Source organism: Pseudomonas sp. CM25 (genome assembly GCF_013179705.1).
In the GTDB taxonomy this organism is placed as follows: Bacteria; Pseudomonadota; Gammaproteobacteria; order Pseudomonadales; family Pseudomonadaceae; genus Aquipseudomonas.
On record NZ_JABMCW010000011.1, the window covers coordinates 1 to 17,406 of the forward strand.

The window sequence follows — 17,406 nt, forward strand, 5'->3', positions numbered from 1 at the left end:
GCGAAGCCACTGCAGGACCCCCCTCGATCCAGGCCGAACACCAGGCCGGGGATTTCCGGGGTGCCGCGATGTTCATGTGACCACAGGTACAAGCCACGGTGATAACCATGCACCCGCGCGCGTTGACGCTCGACCGAATTGCACTCCGGGCGCCAGATCAAGGAACCATAAGCGAACAGCCACACCGGCCCGCCTTGATGGTGCGACATGGTCGTCTTCATGGAATTAAACAACTGTTCGTGAGTATGTTGCTGACCGAAGTCGAGTGTCGGAGGATATGAAACTTCCCAGGACATGTTTTCAAGTGCCGACATAAGCTGCCGCCATTATCCCTGTGAACTACAGATCTAGCGAAATGCGCTTGCGTTGCGGCTCTGGGCCGCTGCGCCAAGGGCGCTTGCTGTAACCATAGGCCAGAAATGGCGAAATACTCAAGACCTGGCGCCAGTGTTTCATTGGCGGTTCCGACGACTGGGAAATACTGTTTCGGGGACTGCGAAACTTATTGGCCAAGGCGGTAACAATTACCGCCTTATACCCACTTGTTCAAACTTCGGTTATTAACCGCGCGGTGCGTAGGCAAACACATCCGCACGCATGCGGTGCGCATCCATGCCGGCTTCGACCAGGGCGTCGAGGGTGGCGTAGATCATGTTGGGCGAGCCGCTGGCGTACACATGCACGGTGTTGAGGTCGGCAATATCCTCGCAGACCGCCTCGTGCAGCATGCCGCACCGGCCTTCCCAGCCGCACAGGTCGCTGACCACCTGGTGCAGGAACAGGTTGGGCAGGCGCTGCCACTCATCCCAATGCTCGATCTGGTAGAAATCCTCAGGCCGGCGCACGCCCCAGTACAGGTGTACCGGGTGCTTGAAACCCTGCGAGCGGCAATGCTCCAGCAGGCTGTGCATCTGCCCCATCCCGGTGCCTGCAGCGATCAGCACCAGCGGCCCATCCGGCAACTCGGCCAGGTGGGTGTCGCCAAACGGCATTTCGATACGCGCCAGGCCATCGCGCCTGAGCTGGTCGATCAGTTGCAGCGCACTCGCTTCACGCGCCAGCACGTGCAGCTCCAGCTCGCGCCCGGCGTGGGGCGCGGAAGCCAGCGAGAAAGCCGCGGGCTTGCCACCCTCGCGCTCGATCATCAGGTACTGCCCGGCGTGGTAGCGCAGCGGCTTGCCGGCAGGTGCGCGCAGGCGCACACGCCAGACGTCGCCGCCGACGTCGACGCACTCACTGACGGTGCACGCCAGCTTGCGCACTGGCAGCTCGCCCAGGGCGAGCACACCATCCCAGAGCAACACGCAGTCCTCCAGCGGTTCGGCAATGCAGGTAAACAACTCGCCATGGTCACGAACTACGCCGTCCTGGCGTACCCGGCCTTCGACCAACAATGCGGCGCAGACATGGCAATTGCCATTGCGGCAGCTGTTCGGGCAGTCATAGCCCAGCCGCCGCGCTCCATCCAGGATCCGTTCCCCGGGTTCGAGCGCCAGCACCGCCCCGGACGGCTGCAACGTTACCTGCATCAATCTATTCCCAACTGATCCCACAAGTCATCGATACGGCGGGTAACGGCTTCGTCCTTGACGATGACCCGCCCCCATTCGCGTGTAGTCTCGCCCGGCCACTTGTGCGTGGCGTCCAGGCCCATCTTCGACCCCAGCCCCGATACCGGCGACGCGAAGTCCAGGTAGTCGATCGGAGTGTTGTCGATCATTACCGTATCACGCTTGGGGTCCATGCGCGTGGTAATGGCCCAGATCACATCGTTCCAGTCGCGGGCGTTGATATCGTCATCGGTGACAATAACGAACTTGGTGTACATGAACTGTCGCAGGAACGACCACACACCCAGCATCACGCGCTTGGCGTGCCCTGGGTACTGCTTCTTCATGGTCACCACCGCCATGCGGTACGAGCAGCCTTCCGGCGGCAGGTAGAAGTCGGTGATTTCCGGAAACTGCTTCTGCAGGATCGGCACGAACACTTCGTTCAGCGCCACGCCGAGAATCGCCGGCTCATCCGGCGGCCGGCCGGTGTAGGTGCTGTGGTAGATCGGCTTGTGCCGATGGGTGATGCGCTCCACGGTGAACACCGGGAAGCTGTCCACTTCGTTGTAGTAGCCGGTATGGTCGCCGTACGGGCCCTCCGGGGCCATTTCACCCGGGTGGATCACGCCTTCCAGGATGATTTCCGCGGTGGCCGGTACCTGCAGGTTGCTGCCACGGCACTTGACCAGCTCGGTACGGTTGCCGCGCAGCAGGCCGGCAAAGGCATATTCGGAGAGGGTGTCCGGTACTGGCGTCACGGCACCGAGAATGGTCGCCGGGTCAGCGCCCAGGGCCACGGCGACCGGGAACGGCTGGCCGGGGTTCTTCTCGCACCACTCGCGGTAATCCAGAGCGCCGCCACGGTGGCTGAGCCAGCGCATGATGACCTTGTTGCGGCCGATGACCTGCTGGCGGTAGATGCCCAGGTTCTGCCGGTCCTTGTTCGGCCCGCGGGTAACGGTAAGGCCCCAGGTGATCAGCGGAGCTACGTCGCCCGGCCAGCAGTGCTGGATCGGCAATGCGCCGAGGTCGACGTCATCACCCTCGACCACTACCTCCTGGCACACCGCGTCCTTGACCACTTTCGGCGCCATCGACACGACCTTCTTGAAGATCGGCAGCTTCGACCAGGCATCCTTCAGGCCCTTCGGCGGCTCGGGCTCCTTGAGGAATGCCAGCAGCTTGCCGATTTCGCGCAGCTCTTCGACCGACTCCGCGCCCATGCCCATGGCCACGCGCTCCGGGGTGCCGAACAGGTTGCCCAGCACCGGGATGTCAAAGCCGGTGGGCTTTTCGAACAATAATGCCGGGCCCTTGGCACGCAGGGTGCGGTCGCAGACCTCGGTCATTTCCAGGACGGGGGAAATCGGAACCTGGATGCGCTTGAGCTCGCCGCGCTGTTCCAGGCCACGGATGAAGTCGCGCAAGTCGCGATACTGCATGCAGGAGCCTCGTGTTGGCCGTATCGGTCGGGGGTGCAGAGTGTAGCGCCGTTCGGCGCCTAATGGCCAAAAATGACTTGGGGCCGCTTCGCGCCCCATCGCCGGCAAGCCAGCTCCAACAGGTCCGGCACAAGCTTCAAGAGCTGCGCAGTACCTGCAGGAGCTGGCTTGCCGGCGATGGGCTGCGAAGCAGCCCCAATCAATCCGGACTTGAAACGCTTACTTGCGCTTCATGGACAGGAAGAACTCGTCGTTGGTCTTGGTCTGCTTGAGCTTGTCGACCAGGAACTCGATGGCGGCGATTTCGTCCATCGGGTGCAGCAGCTTGCGCAGGATCCACATGCGCTGCAGTTCGTCGTCGGCGGTCAGCAGCTCTTCGCGGCGGGTGCCCGAGCGGTTGATGTTGATGGCCGGGAACACGCGCTTCTCAGCGATGCGGCGATCCAGCGGCAGCTCCATGTTGCCGGTACCCTTGAACTCTTCGTAGATCACTTCGTCCATTTTCGAGCCGGTTTCGACCAGCGCGGTGGCGATGATGGTCAGCGAACCGCCCTCTTCGATGTTACGCGCAGCACCGAAGAAGCGCTTTGGCTTTTCCAGGGCGTGGGCGTCGACACCACCGGTCAGCACCTTGCCCGAGCTCGGGATCACGGTGTTGTAGGCACGCGCCAGACGGGTGATGGAGTCCAGCAGGATGACCACATCCTTCTTGTGCTCGACCAGGCGCTTGGCCTTCTCGATCACCATCTCGGCAACCTGCACGTGGCGGGTCGGCGGCTCGTCGAAGGTAGAGGCAACCACTTCGCCGCGCACGGTGCGCTGCATTTCGGTCACTTCTTCCGGGCGCTCGTCGATCAGCAGGACGATCAGGTGGCACTCGGGGTTGTTGCGGGTGATGTTGGCCGCGATGTTCTGCAGCATGATCGTCTTGCCCGCCTTCGGCGGAGCCACGATCAGGCCACGCTGGCCTTTGCCGATCGGGGCGCACAGGTCGATGACGCGGCCGGTCAAGTCTTCGGTGGAGCCGTTACCGGCTTCCATCTTCAGGCGCTTGTTCGGGAACAACGGCGTCAGGTTTTCGAACAGGATCTTGTTCTTCGCGTTTTCCGGGCGGTCGAAGTTGATGGTATCGACCTTCAGCAGAGCGAAGTAACGCTCCCCTTCCTTCGGTGGGCGGATCTTGCCGACGATGGTGTCGCCGGTACGCAGGTTGAAGCGACGGATCTGGCTGGGCGAGACGTAGATATCGTCCGGGCCGGCCAGGTAGGACGCATCGGCCGAACGCAGGAAACCGAAACCATCCTGGAGAATCTCCAGCACGCCGTCACCCGAGATCTCTTCGCCGCTTTTCGCGTGCTTTTTAAGCAGGGCGAAAATCACGTCCTGTTTGCGCGAACGGGCCATGTTTTCGATGCCCATCTGTTCGGCCATTTCCAAAAGATCGGTAATCGGCTTTTGCTTGAGTTCAGTCAGGTTCATAAGGGGAGTGACGTAATCATGTAAGAAGGGAGGATTAAGCTCTGGCTTAATGAGGCCGCGCCGCTAGATGGCGACAAGATCGCGTACTGATTCGAATTGGGATGCTTCGGCGACGGCATGTAGAGGGCACTGGAGAAGCAGTGCGAGGCCGAATGTAACACTTGCTTTTTTCTGCGTCTAGTGGTTTTGGCCGGGTAAATGATGCCCTGTGGAAGCGGGTTTACCCGTGAAGGCGGCGCGGGGCTCAACATCGAATTCGCAAGCAAACCCGCTGCCACAACCCCTGCAGGCAAAAAAAACCCCGCATCGGCGGGGTTTTTCACATCACAGGTGGGCGTCGAGGAACGCGGCCAGCTGCGATTTCGACAGTGCGCCAACCTTGGTCGCTTCGACGTTGCCGTTCTTGAACAGCATCAGCGTCGGGATACCACGCACGCCGTGCTTGGCGGGGGTTTCCTGGTTGTCGTCGATGTTCAGCTTGGCTACGGTCAGTTTGCCCTCGTAGGTGGAGGCGATGTCGTCCAGAACCGGCGCGATCATCTTGCATGGGCCGCACCATTCAGCCCAGTAGTCGACCAGCACCGGGCCTTGAGCCTGCAGGACTTCGGCTTCGAAGGTAGCGTCGGTGACGTGTTTGATCAAATCGCTGCTCATGGATATCTCCAGGGTCGTAAGCAAAAAAACGTGGCCCATCATAGCTGCACCCACGCCCTACAGGAAGTCGCGGACGATTGAGTGTAACTATAGTTGCGCAAGACGCCGCGAATCGAAACTGTCACACAAGTGTCATAGCATCGAATGGCACATTGCCTTGCATCAAGCCTTGGCGTGTCACGCGTTGGCGTCAGCCTGCTATCGTGGCACGATTGCCGGGTTAACGACCGAGAACAACCAGATCATGCCGCATACCATCGCGAAGAACCTGTCCCTGATCGCCGCCATCGACCTTGGCTCCAACAGTTTCCACATGGTCGTGGCCAAGGCCCACCATACCGAAATCCGCATTCTCGAGCGGCTCGGCGAGAAGGTTCAGCTGGCCGCCGGCATCGACGAAGAGCGCATGCTCAGCGAAGAAGCCATGGAACGAGGCCTGGACTGCCTCAAGCGCTTCTCCCAGCTGATCAACGGAATGCCGGCAGGCTCCGTGCGCATCGTCGGTACCAACGCCCTGCGCGAAGCGCGCAACCGCAACGAATTCATCCAGCGCGCCGAAGCCATCCTCGGCCACCCGGTGGAGGTCATCTCCGGCCGTGAAGAGGCGCGCCTGATCTACCTGGGTGTCTCGCACACCCTGGCCGACACCGCCGGCAAGCGCCTGGTGGCCGACATCGGTGGCGGCAGCACCGAGTTCATCATCGGCCAGCGCTTCGAGCCGCTGCTGCGCGAAAGCCTGCAGATGGGCTGTGTGAGTTTCACCCAGCGGTACTTCCGCGACGGCAAGATCACCCCGGCCCGCTACGCCCAGGCCTACACCGCCGCGCGCCTGGAACTGATGAGCATCGAGAACGCGCTGCACCGCCTGACCTGGGACGAGGCCATCGGCTCGTCCGGGACCATCCGCGCCATTGGTGCCGCCATCAAGGCCGGCGGGCTGGGCAATGGCGAGGTCAACGCCGAGGGCCTGGCCTGGGTCAAACGCAAGATGTTCAAGCTGGGCGAGGTCGACAAGATCGACTTCGATGGCGTCAAACCCGACCGCCGGACCATCTTCCCGGCCGGCATGGCGATTCTCGAAGCCATCTTCGATGCGCTGGAGCTACAGCGCATGGACCACTGTGACGGTGCCCTGCGCGAAGGCGTGCTGTTCGACCTGCTGGGCCGCCATCACCACGAAGATGTGCGCGAACGCACGCTCAACTCGCTGATGGAGCGCTACCACGTAGATCACGGCCAGGCCGCGCGGGTCGAGCGCAAGGCGCTGCATGCCTTCGACCAAGTGGCCGAAGCATGGGGGCTGAAAGGCGGGAACTGGCGCGATCTGCTGGGCTGGGCGGCTAAAGTGCACGAAATAGGCCTGGACATCGCCCACTACCATTACCACAAGCACGGCGCCTACCTGATCGAGCACTCGGACCTGGCGGGCTTTTCCCGCGAGGACCAACAGATGATGGCCCTGCTGGTACGCGGCCATCGGCGCAATATCCCCAAGGACAAGTTCGCCGACCTGGGCGAGGAAGGCGTCAAGCTGTTGCGCCTGTGCGTGCTGCTGCGCTTCGCCATCCTGTTCCACCACATCCGTGGTACTCAGCAAATGCCGAAGGTAGAGCTCAACGCGGCCGATAACAGCCTCGTCGTGGTGTTCCCGGCTGGCTGGCTGGAGCAGAACCAGCTGACCCAGGCCGACTTCGCCAACGAGGCGGAGTGGCTGGCCCGGGTCGGCTTCGTCCTCAGCGTACGTTGAGGACCGGGTTGCTCAGGCGCTCCAGCAGGGTCGCCTGGGCACTGCGCGGGTTCTGGTTGCCGGTCGGGGTGCTGCGCACGTAGCGCCCGTCTGGCTGCAGGGTCCAGGCATGGGTGTTGTCGGTCAGGTAGCTTTCCAGCTCCTTCTTCACCCGCAGCAACAGCTTCTTGCCTTCTACCGGGAAGCAGGTCTCGACACGTTTGTCGAGGTTGCGCTCCATCCAGTCGGCACTGGACAGGTAAATCTGCTCTTCGCCGCCATTGAGGAAGTAGAACACCCGCGTGTGCTCCAGGAAGCGACCGATGATCGAGCGCACCTGGATGTTGTGCGAAACCCCCGGAATACCTGGGCGCAGGCAGCACATGCCACGCACCACCAGGTCGATCTTCACGCCCGACTGGCTGGCCTTGTACAGCGCCTTGATGACCTTGGCATCGGTCAGCGAGTTGAACTTGGCGATGATGTGCGCCGGCTTGCCTTCGAGGGCGAACTGGGTTTCCCGCGCGATCATGTCGAGCATGCCCTTCTTCAGGGTGAACGGCGCGTGCAGCAGCTTTTTCATGCGCAGGGTCTTGCCCATGCCGATCAGCTGGCTGAACAGCTTGCCAACGTCCTCGGTCAGGGCGTCGTCAGAGGTCAGCAGGCTGTAGTCGGTGTACAGGCGGGCGTTACCGGCGTGGTAGTTGCCGGTACCCAGATGCGCATAACGCACGATCTCGCCATGCTCGCGGCGCAAAATCAGCATCATCTTGGCGTGGGTCTTGAAGCCGACCACGCCATAGATCACTACCGCACCGGCCGCTTGCAAGCGGCTGGCCATCTGCAGGTTGGACTCTTCGTCGAAGCGCGCACGCAGCTCGATCACCGCAGTGACTTCCTTGCCGTTACGGGCCGCATCCACCAGCGCGTCGACGATTTCCGAGTTGGCCCCCGAGCGGTACAGCGTCTGGCGCACAGCCAGCACGTGTGGGTCCTTGGCGGCCTGGCGCAGCAGGTCGACCACCGGGGTGAAAGACTCGAACGGGTGCATCAGCAGGATGTCCTGCTTGCTGATCACGCTGAAGATGTTGTCGGCATTCACCAGCAGTTTGGGGATTGCCGGGGTGAACGGGGTGTATTGCAGCTCCGGGTGGCTGTCCAGGCCGGTGATGCTGAACAGACGGGTCAGGTTGACCGGGCCGTTGACCTGGTACAGCTCGCTTTCGCTGAGGCTGAACTGCTTGAGCAGGTAATCTGACAGGTGTTTCGGGCAGGTGTCGGCCACTTCCAGGCGCACGGCGTCGCCATAGCGGCGCGAGAACAGCTCACCGCGCAGGGCGCGGGCCAGGTCGTCGACTTCTTCGGAGTCCAGCGCCAGGTCGGCGTTACGGGTCAGGCGGAACTGGTAGCAGCCCTTCACCTTCATGCCCTGGAACAGGTCGTCGGCGTGCGCGTGGATCATCGACGACAGGAACACGTAGTTGGCACCTGGCCCGCCGACCTCTTCCGGCACACGGATAACCCGCGGCAGCAGGCGCGGCGCCGGGATGATCGCCAGGCCCGAGTCACGGCCGAAGGCGTCCACGCCCTCGAGCTCGACGATGAAGTTGAGGCTCTTGTTCACCAGCAACGGAAACGGGTGAGTCGGGTCGAGGCCGATCGGGGTGATGATCGGCGCGATTTCGTCGCGGAAATAGCGGCGCACCCAAGTCTTGAGCTTGGGTGTCCAGTAGCGGCGGCGGATGAAGCGAATCTGGTGCTTTTCCAGCTCCGGCAGCAGCACGTCGTTGAGGATCGCGTACTGGCGGTCGACTTCGAAGTGCACCAGCTCGCTGATGCGGGCCAATGCCTGGTGCGGCTGCAGGCCGTCGGCACCGGCCTGTTCACGGGCAAAATTGATCTGCTTCTTCAGGCCGGCGACGCGGATCTCGAAGAACTCGTCGAGGTTGCTGGAGAAGATCAGCAGGAACTTGAGGCGCTCGAGCAGCGGGTAATTCTCGTCCAGTGCCTGCTCCAGCACACGGATGTTGAACTGCAACTGCGAAAGCTCGCGATGAATGTACAGGCTGCTGTCGTCCAGGCCAGGCACGGCGATTGCCGGTGCAGGGGCGGGCGTGGGGGCGGCAGGCTCGGCCACCGGCTCTGCCACTGGCTCGGGCTCGGGCGCCGGCGGCAGGTCTGGCGGGGTCTGCAGCATCTCTTCGGGGAGCTCTTGAGCATCCTTGATCGCGACAGGGGTTAGCACTTCATTATTCATCTGGCGTTCCTGAGGACGTTAATGCCCTATCATCAATTGAGCGGCAAGATAAGCGACCATTATGACGCCTGCATTACACAGCAGGGCAAGCGATGACGCGTAGCATCTGGCATTGTCCGTGTAGGAAATGTTCACGTCGAGACACATTTGGACACTTTCACGAATGCGCGCGAAGGGGTAGGCTGCGCGTTCATTTCGCCAGCACCTCAGAAAATGCTTCAACAATTCCTGCAGGATTTCGGCTACTTCGCCCTTTTTCTAGGCACCTTCTTTGAAGGCGAGACCATCCTGGTGCTTGCGGGTTTCCTTGCGTTCCGCGGTTACATGGACATCAAGCTGGTGTGCCTGGTGGCGTTTCTGGGCAGCTACGCCGGTGACCAGTTGTGGTATTTCATGGGCCGTCGCCACGGGCGGCGGATTCTGGCGCGCAAACCGCGCTGGCAGGCAATGGGTGCCCGGGCGCTGGACCATATCCGCCGCCACCCCGACATCTGGGTGCTGAGTTTCCGCTTCGTCTATGGCCTGCGCACGGTCATGCCGGTGGCCATTGGCCTGTCGGGCTATCCGCCACGCCGCTACCTGCTGCTGAACGGGATTGGCGCGGCCATCTGGGCAATCGCCCTGGGCGCGGCTGCCTACCACTTCGGCGCCATCCTCGAAGGCCTGCTGGGCAACGTGAAGCGCTACGAGCTATGGGTGCTTGGCGGCTTGTTGATGCTGGGCGTTTTGCTGTGGCTGCGCCGGCGCTTCCGCACCCTGCGCGCCGAGCGCAAGGCGGCGAGCGAAGCCCAGGCCCCAGAGGCTGAGCACGCTGTAAAGCACGAGCAGGACCCAGGCCAGCGGCGCGACCACCGCTAAGCCCAGTGCGCCGGTACGTTGCCGAACAGACCGCCTCAAAGAATGAACACCCCAGCGTAATTGCGATCCAAGTAAGCAGGATTTTGCGCAGGACTGTCCGCAGGCCCGGTTATGCCTGTGGCGCCATCTGCCAAACTAGAGGACATTTAGCGCCTCGACACTGGAGCAATGAGCATGACAAAAAAAGTAGCGGTGATTCTTTCCGGCTGTGGCGTGTATGACGGCGCCGAAATCCACGAAAGCGTGATCACCCTGCTGCGCCTCGACCAGCGCGGTGCGCAGGTGCAGTGCTTCGCGCCGGACATCGCGCAGATGCATGTCATCAACCACCTGACCGGCGAAGAGATGCCCGAGTCGCGCAATGTGCTGGTGGAATCGGCGCGGATTGCCCGCGGCGAGGTGAAGGACATTCGCGAGGCGAAGGCCGAAGACTTCGATGCGCTGATTGTACCGGGCGGTTTCGGGGCGGCGAAAAACCTCTCCAATTTTGCCGTGGAGGGCACCAACTGCAGCGTCAACCCGGACGTGCTGGCCCTGGCCGAAGCCTTCGCCGATGCCTGCAAGCCGGTTGGCCTGATCTGCATCTCGCCAGCGCTGGCGGCGAAGATCTACGGGCCGGGCGTGGTGTGCACCATCGGCAAGGATGCGGGCACTGCCGACGCGGTGGTCAAGATGGGCGGCACCCATGAAGAATGCGATGTGCATGACATTGTCGAAGACGTCCAGCGCAAGCTGGTGAGCACCCCGGCATACATGGAGGCCAAGTCGATCAGCGAGGCGGCGGGCGGGATCTACAAGCTGGTGGACCGGGTGCTGGAGCTGACCCACGAATAAGCCTGGTACGCCCGCTCTCATGGAACTGCACATAACTTACTGAGTTAGCAGGGACCCTGTGGGAGCGGGAGTGCCCGCGAACACCGGCGCAGCCGGTGCCATGCACCGCGTTGGATTCTTCGCGGGCGCGCCCGCTCCCAAAGGGTACGCGGAGCCCCCGGCATCAGTTCTCTGCGCGACAGCGCAGCCCAATGGGCTGGGTAATCTCCTACAGGGATCGCGTCACGGCTCAGATCTGGACAGGCGCGAAATGATCCGGTCCAGCGCATTGGCAAATGCCTGCTTGTCGCGCTCACCATAGGTCGCCTGCCCTCCCCCTACCTGGCCCTGCTCACGCAGGTCGGTGAACAGGTTGCGCGCCGCCAGGCGGTCGCCCATGTTGCGCTCATCGAACTCACGCCCACGCGGGTCCAGCACTGCCACGCCCTTTTTCACCAGGCGGTCAGCCAGCGGCACATCACTGCAAATCACCAGCTCGCCGGGCACGGCGTGCTCGACCAAGTAGTCGTCCGCTGCGTCCATACCGCTGGGTACAACAATCAGCCGCACAATCGCGAAGGCCGGCTTGGCCACGGCTTGGCCCGCCACCATCACCACCTCGAACTTGCGCTTGAGGGCGAACTTGACGATCAGATCCTTGGCCGCCTTGGGGCAAGCGTCGGCATCGATCCATACACGCATCGGGAACCTCTCCATCTGGGCAAGGCACCATCATGCCTCAAGCGCAGCAAAAGCTGGAGCATCGCCGCCAGGGCGTTGGGAAAATGGCGCCAATATTTCAATTGCCGCTTATCCGACCTCATCACTCAGGCTAAACTCGCCACTGCTCCACAAGCCTGCCCGAGTGCGCAATGAACCACCCTCACGAGATCCGCCCCGACCTGGACCAAGGCATCGACCGCAAGGTCCTGGCGACATTGCGCTCGCGCTTCCTGCAACTCAACCAGGGGCGGTTGCAGCGGGCAATGGAAGGCTTGTCTACCCGCCAGCAACAAGTGCTGACGCTGTTACCTCTGCTGTTTCATGTAAACCACCCGCTCTTGCCTGGCTACGTGTCCGGCAGCACCCCTGCGGGTGTATCGGGTTACCAGCCAAGCGCCGATCTGGTTGCAGAGGCCCAGCGCCTGGCGCGTTCGTTTACCTACAAGGCCCGCCATGGCAGCCCGCCATCCCCGATCCACGGGCTGTTTCTGATGGGCAGCCTGGGCTCGCTGGCCCAGGCCGAACAAAGCGACATGGACCTGTGGGTGTGCCATGCGCCCGGCATTCCAGGGCAACTGCTGGAAGAGCTGCGCCGCAAATGCCAGTTACTGGAGGCATGGGCGGCGAGCCTTGGCGCCGAGGCGCATTTCTTCCTGATCGATACGCAGGGGTTTGCCCAAGGTCAGCGTGATGGCCAGCTTGGCTCCGACGACTGCGGCACCACCCAGCACTACCTGCTGCTGGACGAGTTCTATCGCACCACCCTGTGGCTGGCCGGGCGCACACCGTTGTGGTGGCTGGTGCCGGTGTACCAGGAACACAACTATCACGCATACACCCAGACCCTGCTGTCCAAGCGCTTCATCCGCAGCCAGGACGCTCTGGACCTGGGCAACCTGGCGCACATTCCGCCCGGCGAATTCGTCGGTGCCGGGCTGTGGCAACTGTTCAAAGGGATCGACTCACCCTACAAGTCACTGCTCAAGTTGCTGCTGACCGAAGCCTACGCCAGTGAACACCCTGCGGTGCGTTGCCTGAGCCTGGACTACAAGCAGGCGGTATTTGCCAATCGGCTCGACCTCGATGAGCTGGACCCCTACGTGATGGTGTACCGACGCATCGAGCGCTACCTGCTGGCACGTGGCGAGCCCGCACGGCTGGAACTGGTGCGGCGCAGCCTGTACCTGAAGGTGAACAAGAAGCTCAGCGACCAAGGCCGCAGCAATGGTTGGCAACGCCGGCTGCTGCAGCGCCTGGCCGATGAGTGGGGCTGGGACGAGCGCCAGCTGGCCCTGCTGGACAGCCGCAGCCAATGGAAAGTGCAGCAGGTCGCCGTCGAACGCCGCGAACTGGTGGCCGAGTTGAACCACAGCTACCGCTTCCTCAGCCAGTTCGCCCGCAACCAGAACGCCAGCAGCCGCGCCGACCAGCGTGACCTCAATGTGCTGGGCCGGCGCCTGTACGCCGCGTTCGAACGCCGTGCCGGCAAGGTCGAAGTAATCAACCCCGGGATTGCCCCGGACCTCGCCGAAGGCACCCTGACCCTGGTCCAGCAGCCCAACCGCAAGGAGCCGGGCAGCCATCACTGGGAACTGTACAGCGGCAACCTGAGCACCCACGAGGTGCAACACTTCAGCCCGATAAAGCGCTGCCGCGAGCTGCTGGAGCTGCTGGCCTGGGCCCATCGCAACGGCGTGATCGACAGCAGCACGCGCCTGGCATTGCACCCCGGCGTCAGCGACCTCAGCGAGTTCGAGCTGTTCAGCCTGGTCGGCTGCCTGCAGCAGAGCATCCCCCTACCCCTGCCGACGGTGAGCGAAGTGCGCCTGCTGCAGCCCAGCGTCGCCGACGAGGTGTTGCTACTGGTCAACGTCGCCCTCGATCCGCTGCGCCACCACCGCGACCTGAACATCCTGATGACCACCGAGCGCACCGACTCGCTGAGCTACGCAGGCACGCGCGAAAACCTGGTATTGACCCTGGACCAGGTCACCCTGAACAGCTGGAACGAGGTGCTGGTGCAGCGTTATGAGGGCGCGCATGCGCTGGTACGCTGCCTGCGCGACTTCCTCAACAGCCCGATGCCGCACGGGCACCGGCCACGGGTGCGGGTCCGCTGCTTCTGCCCCAGCCGCGCCCACGCCATCGGCCAGCGCGTGGAGGAAATATTCGACACCGTGCAACTGCTGCTGGCCCAAGGCCTCGACCACCGCTACCTGCTACAGGTGGCCCAGCACACCCATGTACTGGAACTGCTGCCCGGGCATGTCAGCCTGACGACTCTGGCCGAGCATGAGGCGCTGTTGACTCACCTGGGTGAGGAGCGCAGCGCTTATAGCCCTCTGTACCTGGATGCCCACGCCCTGCAGGACAACGATTTGCGCCAGGTGCTGGAGCAAGGCCGGCCATCCTGCATACAGGTGTTCTACCGCCTGCAGGATGGCTGGGCCGACGTGTATGTGCTGGATGAACACAATGCGCTGTGGCAGCAACGCCTGCCCCTGCACGACGAAGCCCACCTGCTGCTGCCGCTGCAGCGGTTTCTGCGCTCGGTGGTCATGCGCCGCGATGCCCGGCTGCCGCTGGACAACCTGCACTCGGCCGCGCTGGATATCCACTATGCGCAACTGCTGCCCTCCGGCCCTGGCAAGGCCCGCAGCATCGAACCGCGGCCGGCACCAGTCGAAGGCAGCGACCAGCCTTACTACGAGGTCCAGGCCATCATCCAGGCCGGCGTGGCGGGCGCTGCTCATGTCACGCTGTATTGCGACCAGCAGGAGTTTTCCGGGCTGGAGCATGGCGAGCAGTTGTATGCAGTGGTGGCCCGGCAGATCATCGGGCAGCGGCGTGGCGGGGCGTTGTACCGGTGCTATATCACCGACCTGGACTTGTCCGAGTTGCTGGACGACCGGTTGGGGGCGACGCAGGTTTACCTGAGCTACAAGCGGGTGCTGGAGCAGGCGTTGAATGAGGGGTTGGAGCAGGTTTTGGCGCAGGGATCCTGAAGCGCCGGGGGGCTTTGCACCCCTTTCGCGACACAAGGCCGCTCCTACAGGGGTACGCGATCCCGTGCAGGAGCAGCCTTGTGCTGCGAATGGGCCGCAAAGCGGCCCCTCTGGCCCTTACAGGTCGAAATCGCCCGCCGCTTCCGGCTGGTATTCCACTTCCAGCAGCTTCAGCTTGAGGGTCTTGCCCCCCGGCGCCGGCCAGTCGATCTGCTCGCCCACCGAAAGCCCCAGCAAGGCGCAGCCGATCGGTGCCAGTACCGAGACATTGCCTTCCGGCCCGGCGTCCTTCGGATACACCAACGTCAGGTGGTAGTCCTTGCCGCTGGCTTCCTCACGGCAGTGCACACGAGAGTTCATGGTGACCACGCCCGCCGGTACTTCCTCGTGACCGACCACCTGTTCGGCGCGGTCCAGCTCGTCCTGCAGGGCGAGCACACCCGGGGTACTTTCGTCGAGGCTGTCGATCAGACGCTCCAGACGTTGTACGTCCAATCGGGTGAGGATTAGGGAAGGCTTGGTGCTCATGATCCAGTCAGACTCCTTTGAACAGGCAATTTTCAATGTGCAGATAAAGCAAAACCCCGCCCAAGGGCGGGGTTTGAAAAGGCTTTGGCGTCACCGACGCAGAACTCGACACTACCACAGCCGGGCAAATACTCAAGCCCTTGCGTTCAGTGTGCCTTGGCCTGGTCGCGCAGGGCCTGGGCCTCGCGACAGATCTGCCGGCGCCGCTGGTCGTCGGCCGAGCGCCATTCGCGGATATGCTCGACATGCCGGTGGCAGCCGGTGCACACCCGCTGTTCGTCCAGCCGGCAAACGCTGATGCACGGCGATGGCACGGCGGGGCTGACGTTACTGTAAAGCGGCTTGGGTGGCCGGGCCTGGGTGCTGCTCATGTCAGATCTCGTCGAAGTCCAGCTTCTCGCCGGCCCGCTCCCAGACAATACGTTCGAGCATTTCGCCCAGCAGCTCGTCGGTCTTTTCGCAGGTCCATTTCTTGCTCTCTTCGTCGTAGTCGAAATGGAACCCACCCGACTTGTCCGCCAGCCACAGCTGACGCAGCGGCTCCTGACGGCTGAAGATCAGCGTGCTGCCATTGTCGAACTTGATGGTCAGGACGCCCGCGGAGTTCTCCATGTCCAGGTCCATGCCGCTCTCGTCGAACAGGTCTTCCAGGGCCTGTTGGGTCGCGTCGACCAGGTCGTGGAAACGCGCTTCACTCAAACTCATTGCAGAAACCTCGAAATTGGCTGCGTTACAGGCAAGCCGGGCAAGATACGGGCGCTTGCCGCCGAATGCAAAGATTAGCCATTGGAGGCGGCAAGAATAGCCCGCCCGGCGGACCGGCCCTTGCATAGGCAAGCCGCCGGTCGCTCGGTATACTCGGGCGCAATACTGCATTTTTCTAAGGATTTCACCCATGAAGCGCCTGATTTCCTCCCTCGCGGCGCTGGTCGCTGTTGCCTGCCTCGTTTCCGCCTGCGGCCAGAAGGGCCCGCTGTACCTGCCTGAAGACGGCAAGGACGGCAAGGACACCCGCAAGTCGCACCAGCACCAGCCAAAAGCCAAGCCGGTCCAGACCCAGGAGCAGCAGCCAGAGCTGCAGTCCGAGCCCGAGCAGTCGCCTGCGCAGTAAGGAAACCAGATGAACGCTTTCAACTACCGCGACAGTGAGCTGTTCGCGGAGGGCGTGGCCCTGTCGGCCATCGCCGAACGCCATGGCACCCCCACCTACGTGTATTCGCGCGCCCATATCGAGGCCCAGTACCGCAGCTATACCGACGCCTTGCAAGGCGCCGAGCACCTGGTGTGCTTCGCGGTCAAGGCCAACTCCAACCTCGGTGTGCTGAACGTGCTGGCCCGCCTGGGCGCAGGCTTCGACATCGTTTCCGGCGGTGAACTGGAGCGCGTCCTGGCGGCTGGCGGCCGCGCCGACCGAGTGGTGTTCTCAGGTGTCGGCAAAACCCGTGAAGACATGCGCCGCGCCCTGGAAGTAGGCGTGCACTGCTTCAACGTCGAGTCCACCGACGAGCTGGAGCGCCTGCAAGTGGTAGCCGCCGAAATGGGCAAGGTTGCCCCGGTGTCGCTGCGGGTCAACCCGGATGTCGACGCCGGCACCCACCCGTACATCTCCACCGGCCTTAAAGAAAACAAGTTCGGCATTGCCATCGCCGACGCCGAGGCCATCTACGTGCGCGCCGCGCAGCTGCCGAACCTGGAAGTGGTCGGTGTCGACTGCCATATCGGTTCGCAGCTGACCACCGTCGAGCCGTTCCTCGATGCCCTCGACCGCCTGCTGGACCTGGTCGACCGCCTCGCCGATTGCGGCATCCACCTGCGCCACCTGGACCTGGGCGGCGGTGTGGGTGTGCGTTATCGCGACGAACAACCGCCTCTGGTGGCCGACTACATCAAGGCCATCCGCGAGCGCGTCGGCGACCGCGAGCTGGCCCTGGTGTTCGAGCCGGGCCGCTACATCGTGGCCAACGCTGGCGTGCTGATCACCCGCGTGGAGTACCTCAAGCACACCGAACACAAGGACTTCGCCATTATCGATGCGGCGATGAACGACCTGATCCGTCCGGCCCTGTACCAGGCCTGGATGGGCGTCAGTGCGGTCAAGCCACGTACCGGCGAAGGCCGTGCCTACGACCTGGTCGGCCCGATCTGCGAAACGGGCGACTTCCTGGCCAAGGACCGTGTGCTGGACCTGGCCGAAGGTGACCTGCTGGCTGTACAGTCCGCAGGCGCCTATGGTTTTGTCATGAGCTCCAACTACAACACCCGCGGCCGTTGCGCTGAAATCCTCGTCGACGGTGACCAGGCTTTCGAAGTACGCCGCCGCGAGACCATCGCCGAACTGTACGCTGGCGAAAGCCTGCTGCCGGAGTAA

16 protein-coding genes are annotated in these 17,406 nt (G+C 62.9%); 6 read left to right on the top strand and 10 right to left on the bottom strand.

Annotated features, from left to right (window positions below; all coding sequences use genetic code 11):
• From HP546_RS02345 to trxA, 5 genes are all read right to left on the bottom strand, one after another.
• Nucleotides 1-314: gamma-glutamylcyclotransferase (locus HP546_RS02345; protein ID WP_172219262.1), on the bottom strand; the 314-nt coding region annotated here is incomplete at its 3' end.
• A gap of 246 nt (nucleotides 315-560) precedes the next feature.
• Nucleotides 561-1,529: a CDP-6-deoxy-delta-3,4-glucoseen reductase gene (locus tag HP546_RS02350; RefSeq protein WP_172219264.1), complete on the bottom strand. Its 969-nt coding sequence runs from the start codon at nucleotides 1,527-1,529 to the stop codon at nucleotides 561-563.
• Nucleotides 1,529-2,995 carry a 4-hydroxy-3-polyprenylbenzoate decarboxylase gene (gene ubiD, locus HP546_RS02355; RefSeq protein WP_172219266.1) on the bottom strand — a complete coding sequence of 489 codons (1,467 nt, stop codon included), beginning with the start codon at nucleotides 2,993-2,995 and terminating at the stop codon, nucleotides 1,529-1,531. The genes HP546_RS02350 and ubiD overlap by 1 nt, the downstream gene beginning before the upstream one ends.
• 219 nt (nucleotides 2,996-3,214) lie before the next feature.
• On the bottom strand, nucleotides 3,215-4,474 hold the full coding sequence (gene rho / locus HP546_RS02360) for a transcription termination factor Rho (RefSeq protein WP_003253661.1): 1,260 nt from the start codon (nucleotides 4,472-4,474) through the stop codon (nucleotides 3,215-3,217).
• 324 nt (nucleotides 4,475-4,798) lie between these two features.
• Nucleotides 4,799-5,128, bottom strand: coding sequence for a thioredoxin TrxA (gene trxA, locus HP546_RS02365; protein WP_009684153.1), 330 nt, complete (start codon nucleotides 5,126-5,128; stop codon nucleotides 4,799-4,801).
• A gap of 244 nt (nucleotides 5,129-5,372) precedes the next feature.
• Between trxA and ppx the strand changes: the two genes are divergently transcribed.
• Nucleotides 5,373-6,875, top strand: a complete 1,503-nt coding sequence (gene ppx / locus HP546_RS02370) for an exopolyphosphatase (protein ID WP_172219268.1) — start codon at nucleotides 5,373-5,375, stop codon at nucleotides 6,873-6,875.
• Here the strand turns inward: ppx and ppk1 are convergent.
• On the bottom strand, nucleotides 6,862-9,111 hold the full coding sequence (gene ppk1, locus HP546_RS02375) for a polyphosphate kinase 1 (RefSeq protein ID WP_172219270.1): 2,250 nt from the start codon (nucleotides 9,109-9,111) through the stop codon (nucleotides 6,862-6,864). The two genes, ppx and ppk1, sit on opposite strands and share 14 nt — an antisense overlap.
• 213 nt (nucleotides 9,112-9,324) lie before the next feature.
• On the opposite strand from ppk1, the gene HP546_RS02380 reads away from it, so the two are divergent.
• Nucleotides 9,325-9,969, top strand: coding sequence for a DedA family protein (locus HP546_RS02380; protein ID WP_172219272.1), 645 nt, complete (start codon nucleotides 9,325-9,327; stop codon nucleotides 9,967-9,969).
• 174 nt (nucleotides 9,970-10,143) lie between these two features.
• Entirely contained in the window at nucleotides 10,144-10,803 is a 660-nt protein-coding gene (elbB, locus tag HP546_RS02385) for an isoprenoid biosynthesis glyoxalase ElbB (protein ID WP_172219274.1), read from the top strand.
• A gap of 222 nt (nucleotides 10,804-11,025) precedes the next feature.
• Here elbB and HP546_RS02390 read toward each other — a convergent pair whose 3' ends face one another.
• Nucleotides 11,026-11,484: a YaiI/YqxD family protein gene (locus HP546_RS02390; RefSeq protein ID WP_172219276.1), complete on the bottom strand. Its 459-nt coding sequence runs from the start codon at nucleotides 11,482-11,484 to the stop codon at nucleotides 11,026-11,028.
• Between the two features lie 170 nt (nucleotides 11,485-11,654).
• Between HP546_RS02390 and HP546_RS02395 the strand changes: the two genes are divergently transcribed.
• Entirely contained in the window at nucleotides 11,655-14,510 is a 2,856-nt protein-coding gene (locus tag HP546_RS02395; RefSeq protein ID WP_172219278.1) for a class I adenylate cyclase, read from the top strand.
• Between the two features lie 117 nt (nucleotides 14,511-14,627).
• Here HP546_RS02395 and rnk read toward each other — a convergent pair whose 3' ends face one another.
• The 3 genes from rnk to cyaY all read right to left on the bottom strand — a co-directional run bounded on the left by rnk (nucleotide 14,628) and on the right by cyaY (nucleotide 15,743).
• Complete coding sequence (gene rnk / locus HP546_RS02400; RefSeq protein ID WP_114171205.1) at nucleotides 14,628-15,038, bottom strand: nucleoside diphosphate kinase regulator; 411 nt, start codon at nucleotides 15,036-15,038, stop codon at nucleotides 14,628-14,630.
• 146 nt (nucleotides 15,039-15,184) lie between these two features.
• Nucleotides 15,185-15,409, bottom strand: coding sequence for a DUF1289 domain-containing protein (locus HP546_RS02405; RefSeq protein WP_085615904.1), 225 nt, complete (start codon nucleotides 15,407-15,409; stop codon nucleotides 15,185-15,187).
• 1 nt (nucleotide 15,410) lies between these two features.
• Nucleotides 15,411-15,743, bottom strand: coding sequence for an iron donor protein CyaY (gene cyaY / locus HP546_RS02410; RefSeq protein WP_172219280.1), 333 nt, complete (start codon nucleotides 15,741-15,743; stop codon nucleotides 15,411-15,413).
• Between the two features lie 190 nt (nucleotides 15,744-15,933).
• On the opposite strand from cyaY, the gene HP546_RS02415 reads away from it, so the two are divergent.
• The gene (locus tag HP546_RS02415; RefSeq protein ID WP_172219282.1) at nucleotides 15,934-16,149 is read left to right on the top strand and encodes a lipoprotein; all 216 of its coding nucleotides are present in this window, start codon (nucleotides 15,934-15,936) and stop codon (nucleotides 16,147-16,149) included.
• Between the two features lie 9 nt (nucleotides 16,150-16,158).
• Nucleotides 16,159-17,406, top strand: coding sequence for a diaminopimelate decarboxylase (gene lysA, locus HP546_RS02420; protein ID WP_172219284.1), 1,248 nt, complete (start codon nucleotides 16,159-16,161; stop codon nucleotides 17,404-17,406).

What these genes read in the sequence shown, in the direction of transcription:
- HP546_RS02350 (WP_172219264.1), bottom strand. Translation starts at nt 1,529, where the DNA reads ATGCAGGTAACGTTGCAGCCGTCCGGGGCGGTGCTGGCGCTCGAACCC.
- ubiD (WP_172219266.1), bottom strand. Translation starts at nt 2,995, where the DNA reads ATGCAGTATCGCGACTTGCGCGACTTCATCCGTGGCCTGGAACAGCGC.
- rho (WP_003253661.1), bottom strand. Translation starts at nt 4,474, where the DNA reads ATGAACCTGACTGAACTCAAGCAAAAGCCGATTACCGATCTTTTGGAA.
- trxA (WP_009684153.1), bottom strand. Translation starts at nt 5,128, where the DNA reads ATGAGCAGCGATTTGATCAAACACGTCACCGACGCTACCTTCGAAGCC.
- ppx (WP_172219268.1), top strand. Translation starts at nt 5,373, where the DNA reads ATGCCGCATACCATCGCGAAGAACCTGTCCCTGATCGCCGCCATCGAC.
- ppk1 (WP_172219270.1), bottom strand. Translation starts at nt 9,111, where the DNA reads ATGAATAATGAAGTGCTAACCCCTGTCGCGATCAAGGATGCTCAAGAG.
- HP546_RS02380 (WP_172219272.1), top strand. Translation starts at nt 9,325, where the DNA reads ATGCTTCAACAATTCCTGCAGGATTTCGGCTACTTCGCCCTTTTTCTA.
- elbB (WP_172219274.1), top strand. Translation starts at nt 10,144, where the DNA reads ATGACAAAAAAAGTAGCGGTGATTCTTTCCGGCTGTGGCGTGTATGAC.
- HP546_RS02390 (WP_172219276.1), bottom strand. Translation starts at nt 11,484, where the DNA reads ATGCGTGTATGGATCGATGCCGACGCTTGCCCCAAGGCGGCCAAGGAT.
- HP546_RS02395 (WP_172219278.1), top strand. Translation starts at nt 11,655, where the DNA reads ATGAACCACCCTCACGAGATCCGCCCCGACCTGGACCAAGGCATCGAC.
- rnk (WP_114171205.1), bottom strand. Translation starts at nt 15,038, where the DNA reads ATGAGCACCAAGCCTTCCCTAATCCTCACCCGATTGGACGTACAACGT.
- HP546_RS02405 (WP_085615904.1), bottom strand. Translation starts at nt 15,409, where the DNA reads ATGAGCAGCACCCAGGCCCGGCCACCCAAGCCGCTTTACAGTAACGTC.
- cyaY (WP_172219280.1), bottom strand. Translation starts at nt 15,743, where the DNA reads ATGAGTTTGAGTGAAGCGCGTTTCCACGACCTGGTCGACGCGACCCAA.
- HP546_RS02415 (WP_172219282.1), top strand. Translation starts at nt 15,934, where the DNA reads ATGAAGCGCCTGATTTCCTCCCTCGCGGCGCTGGTCGCTGTTGCCTGC.
- lysA (WP_172219284.1), top strand. Translation starts at nt 16,159, where the DNA reads ATGAACGCTTTCAACTACCGCGACAGTGAGCTGTTCGCGGAGGGCGTG.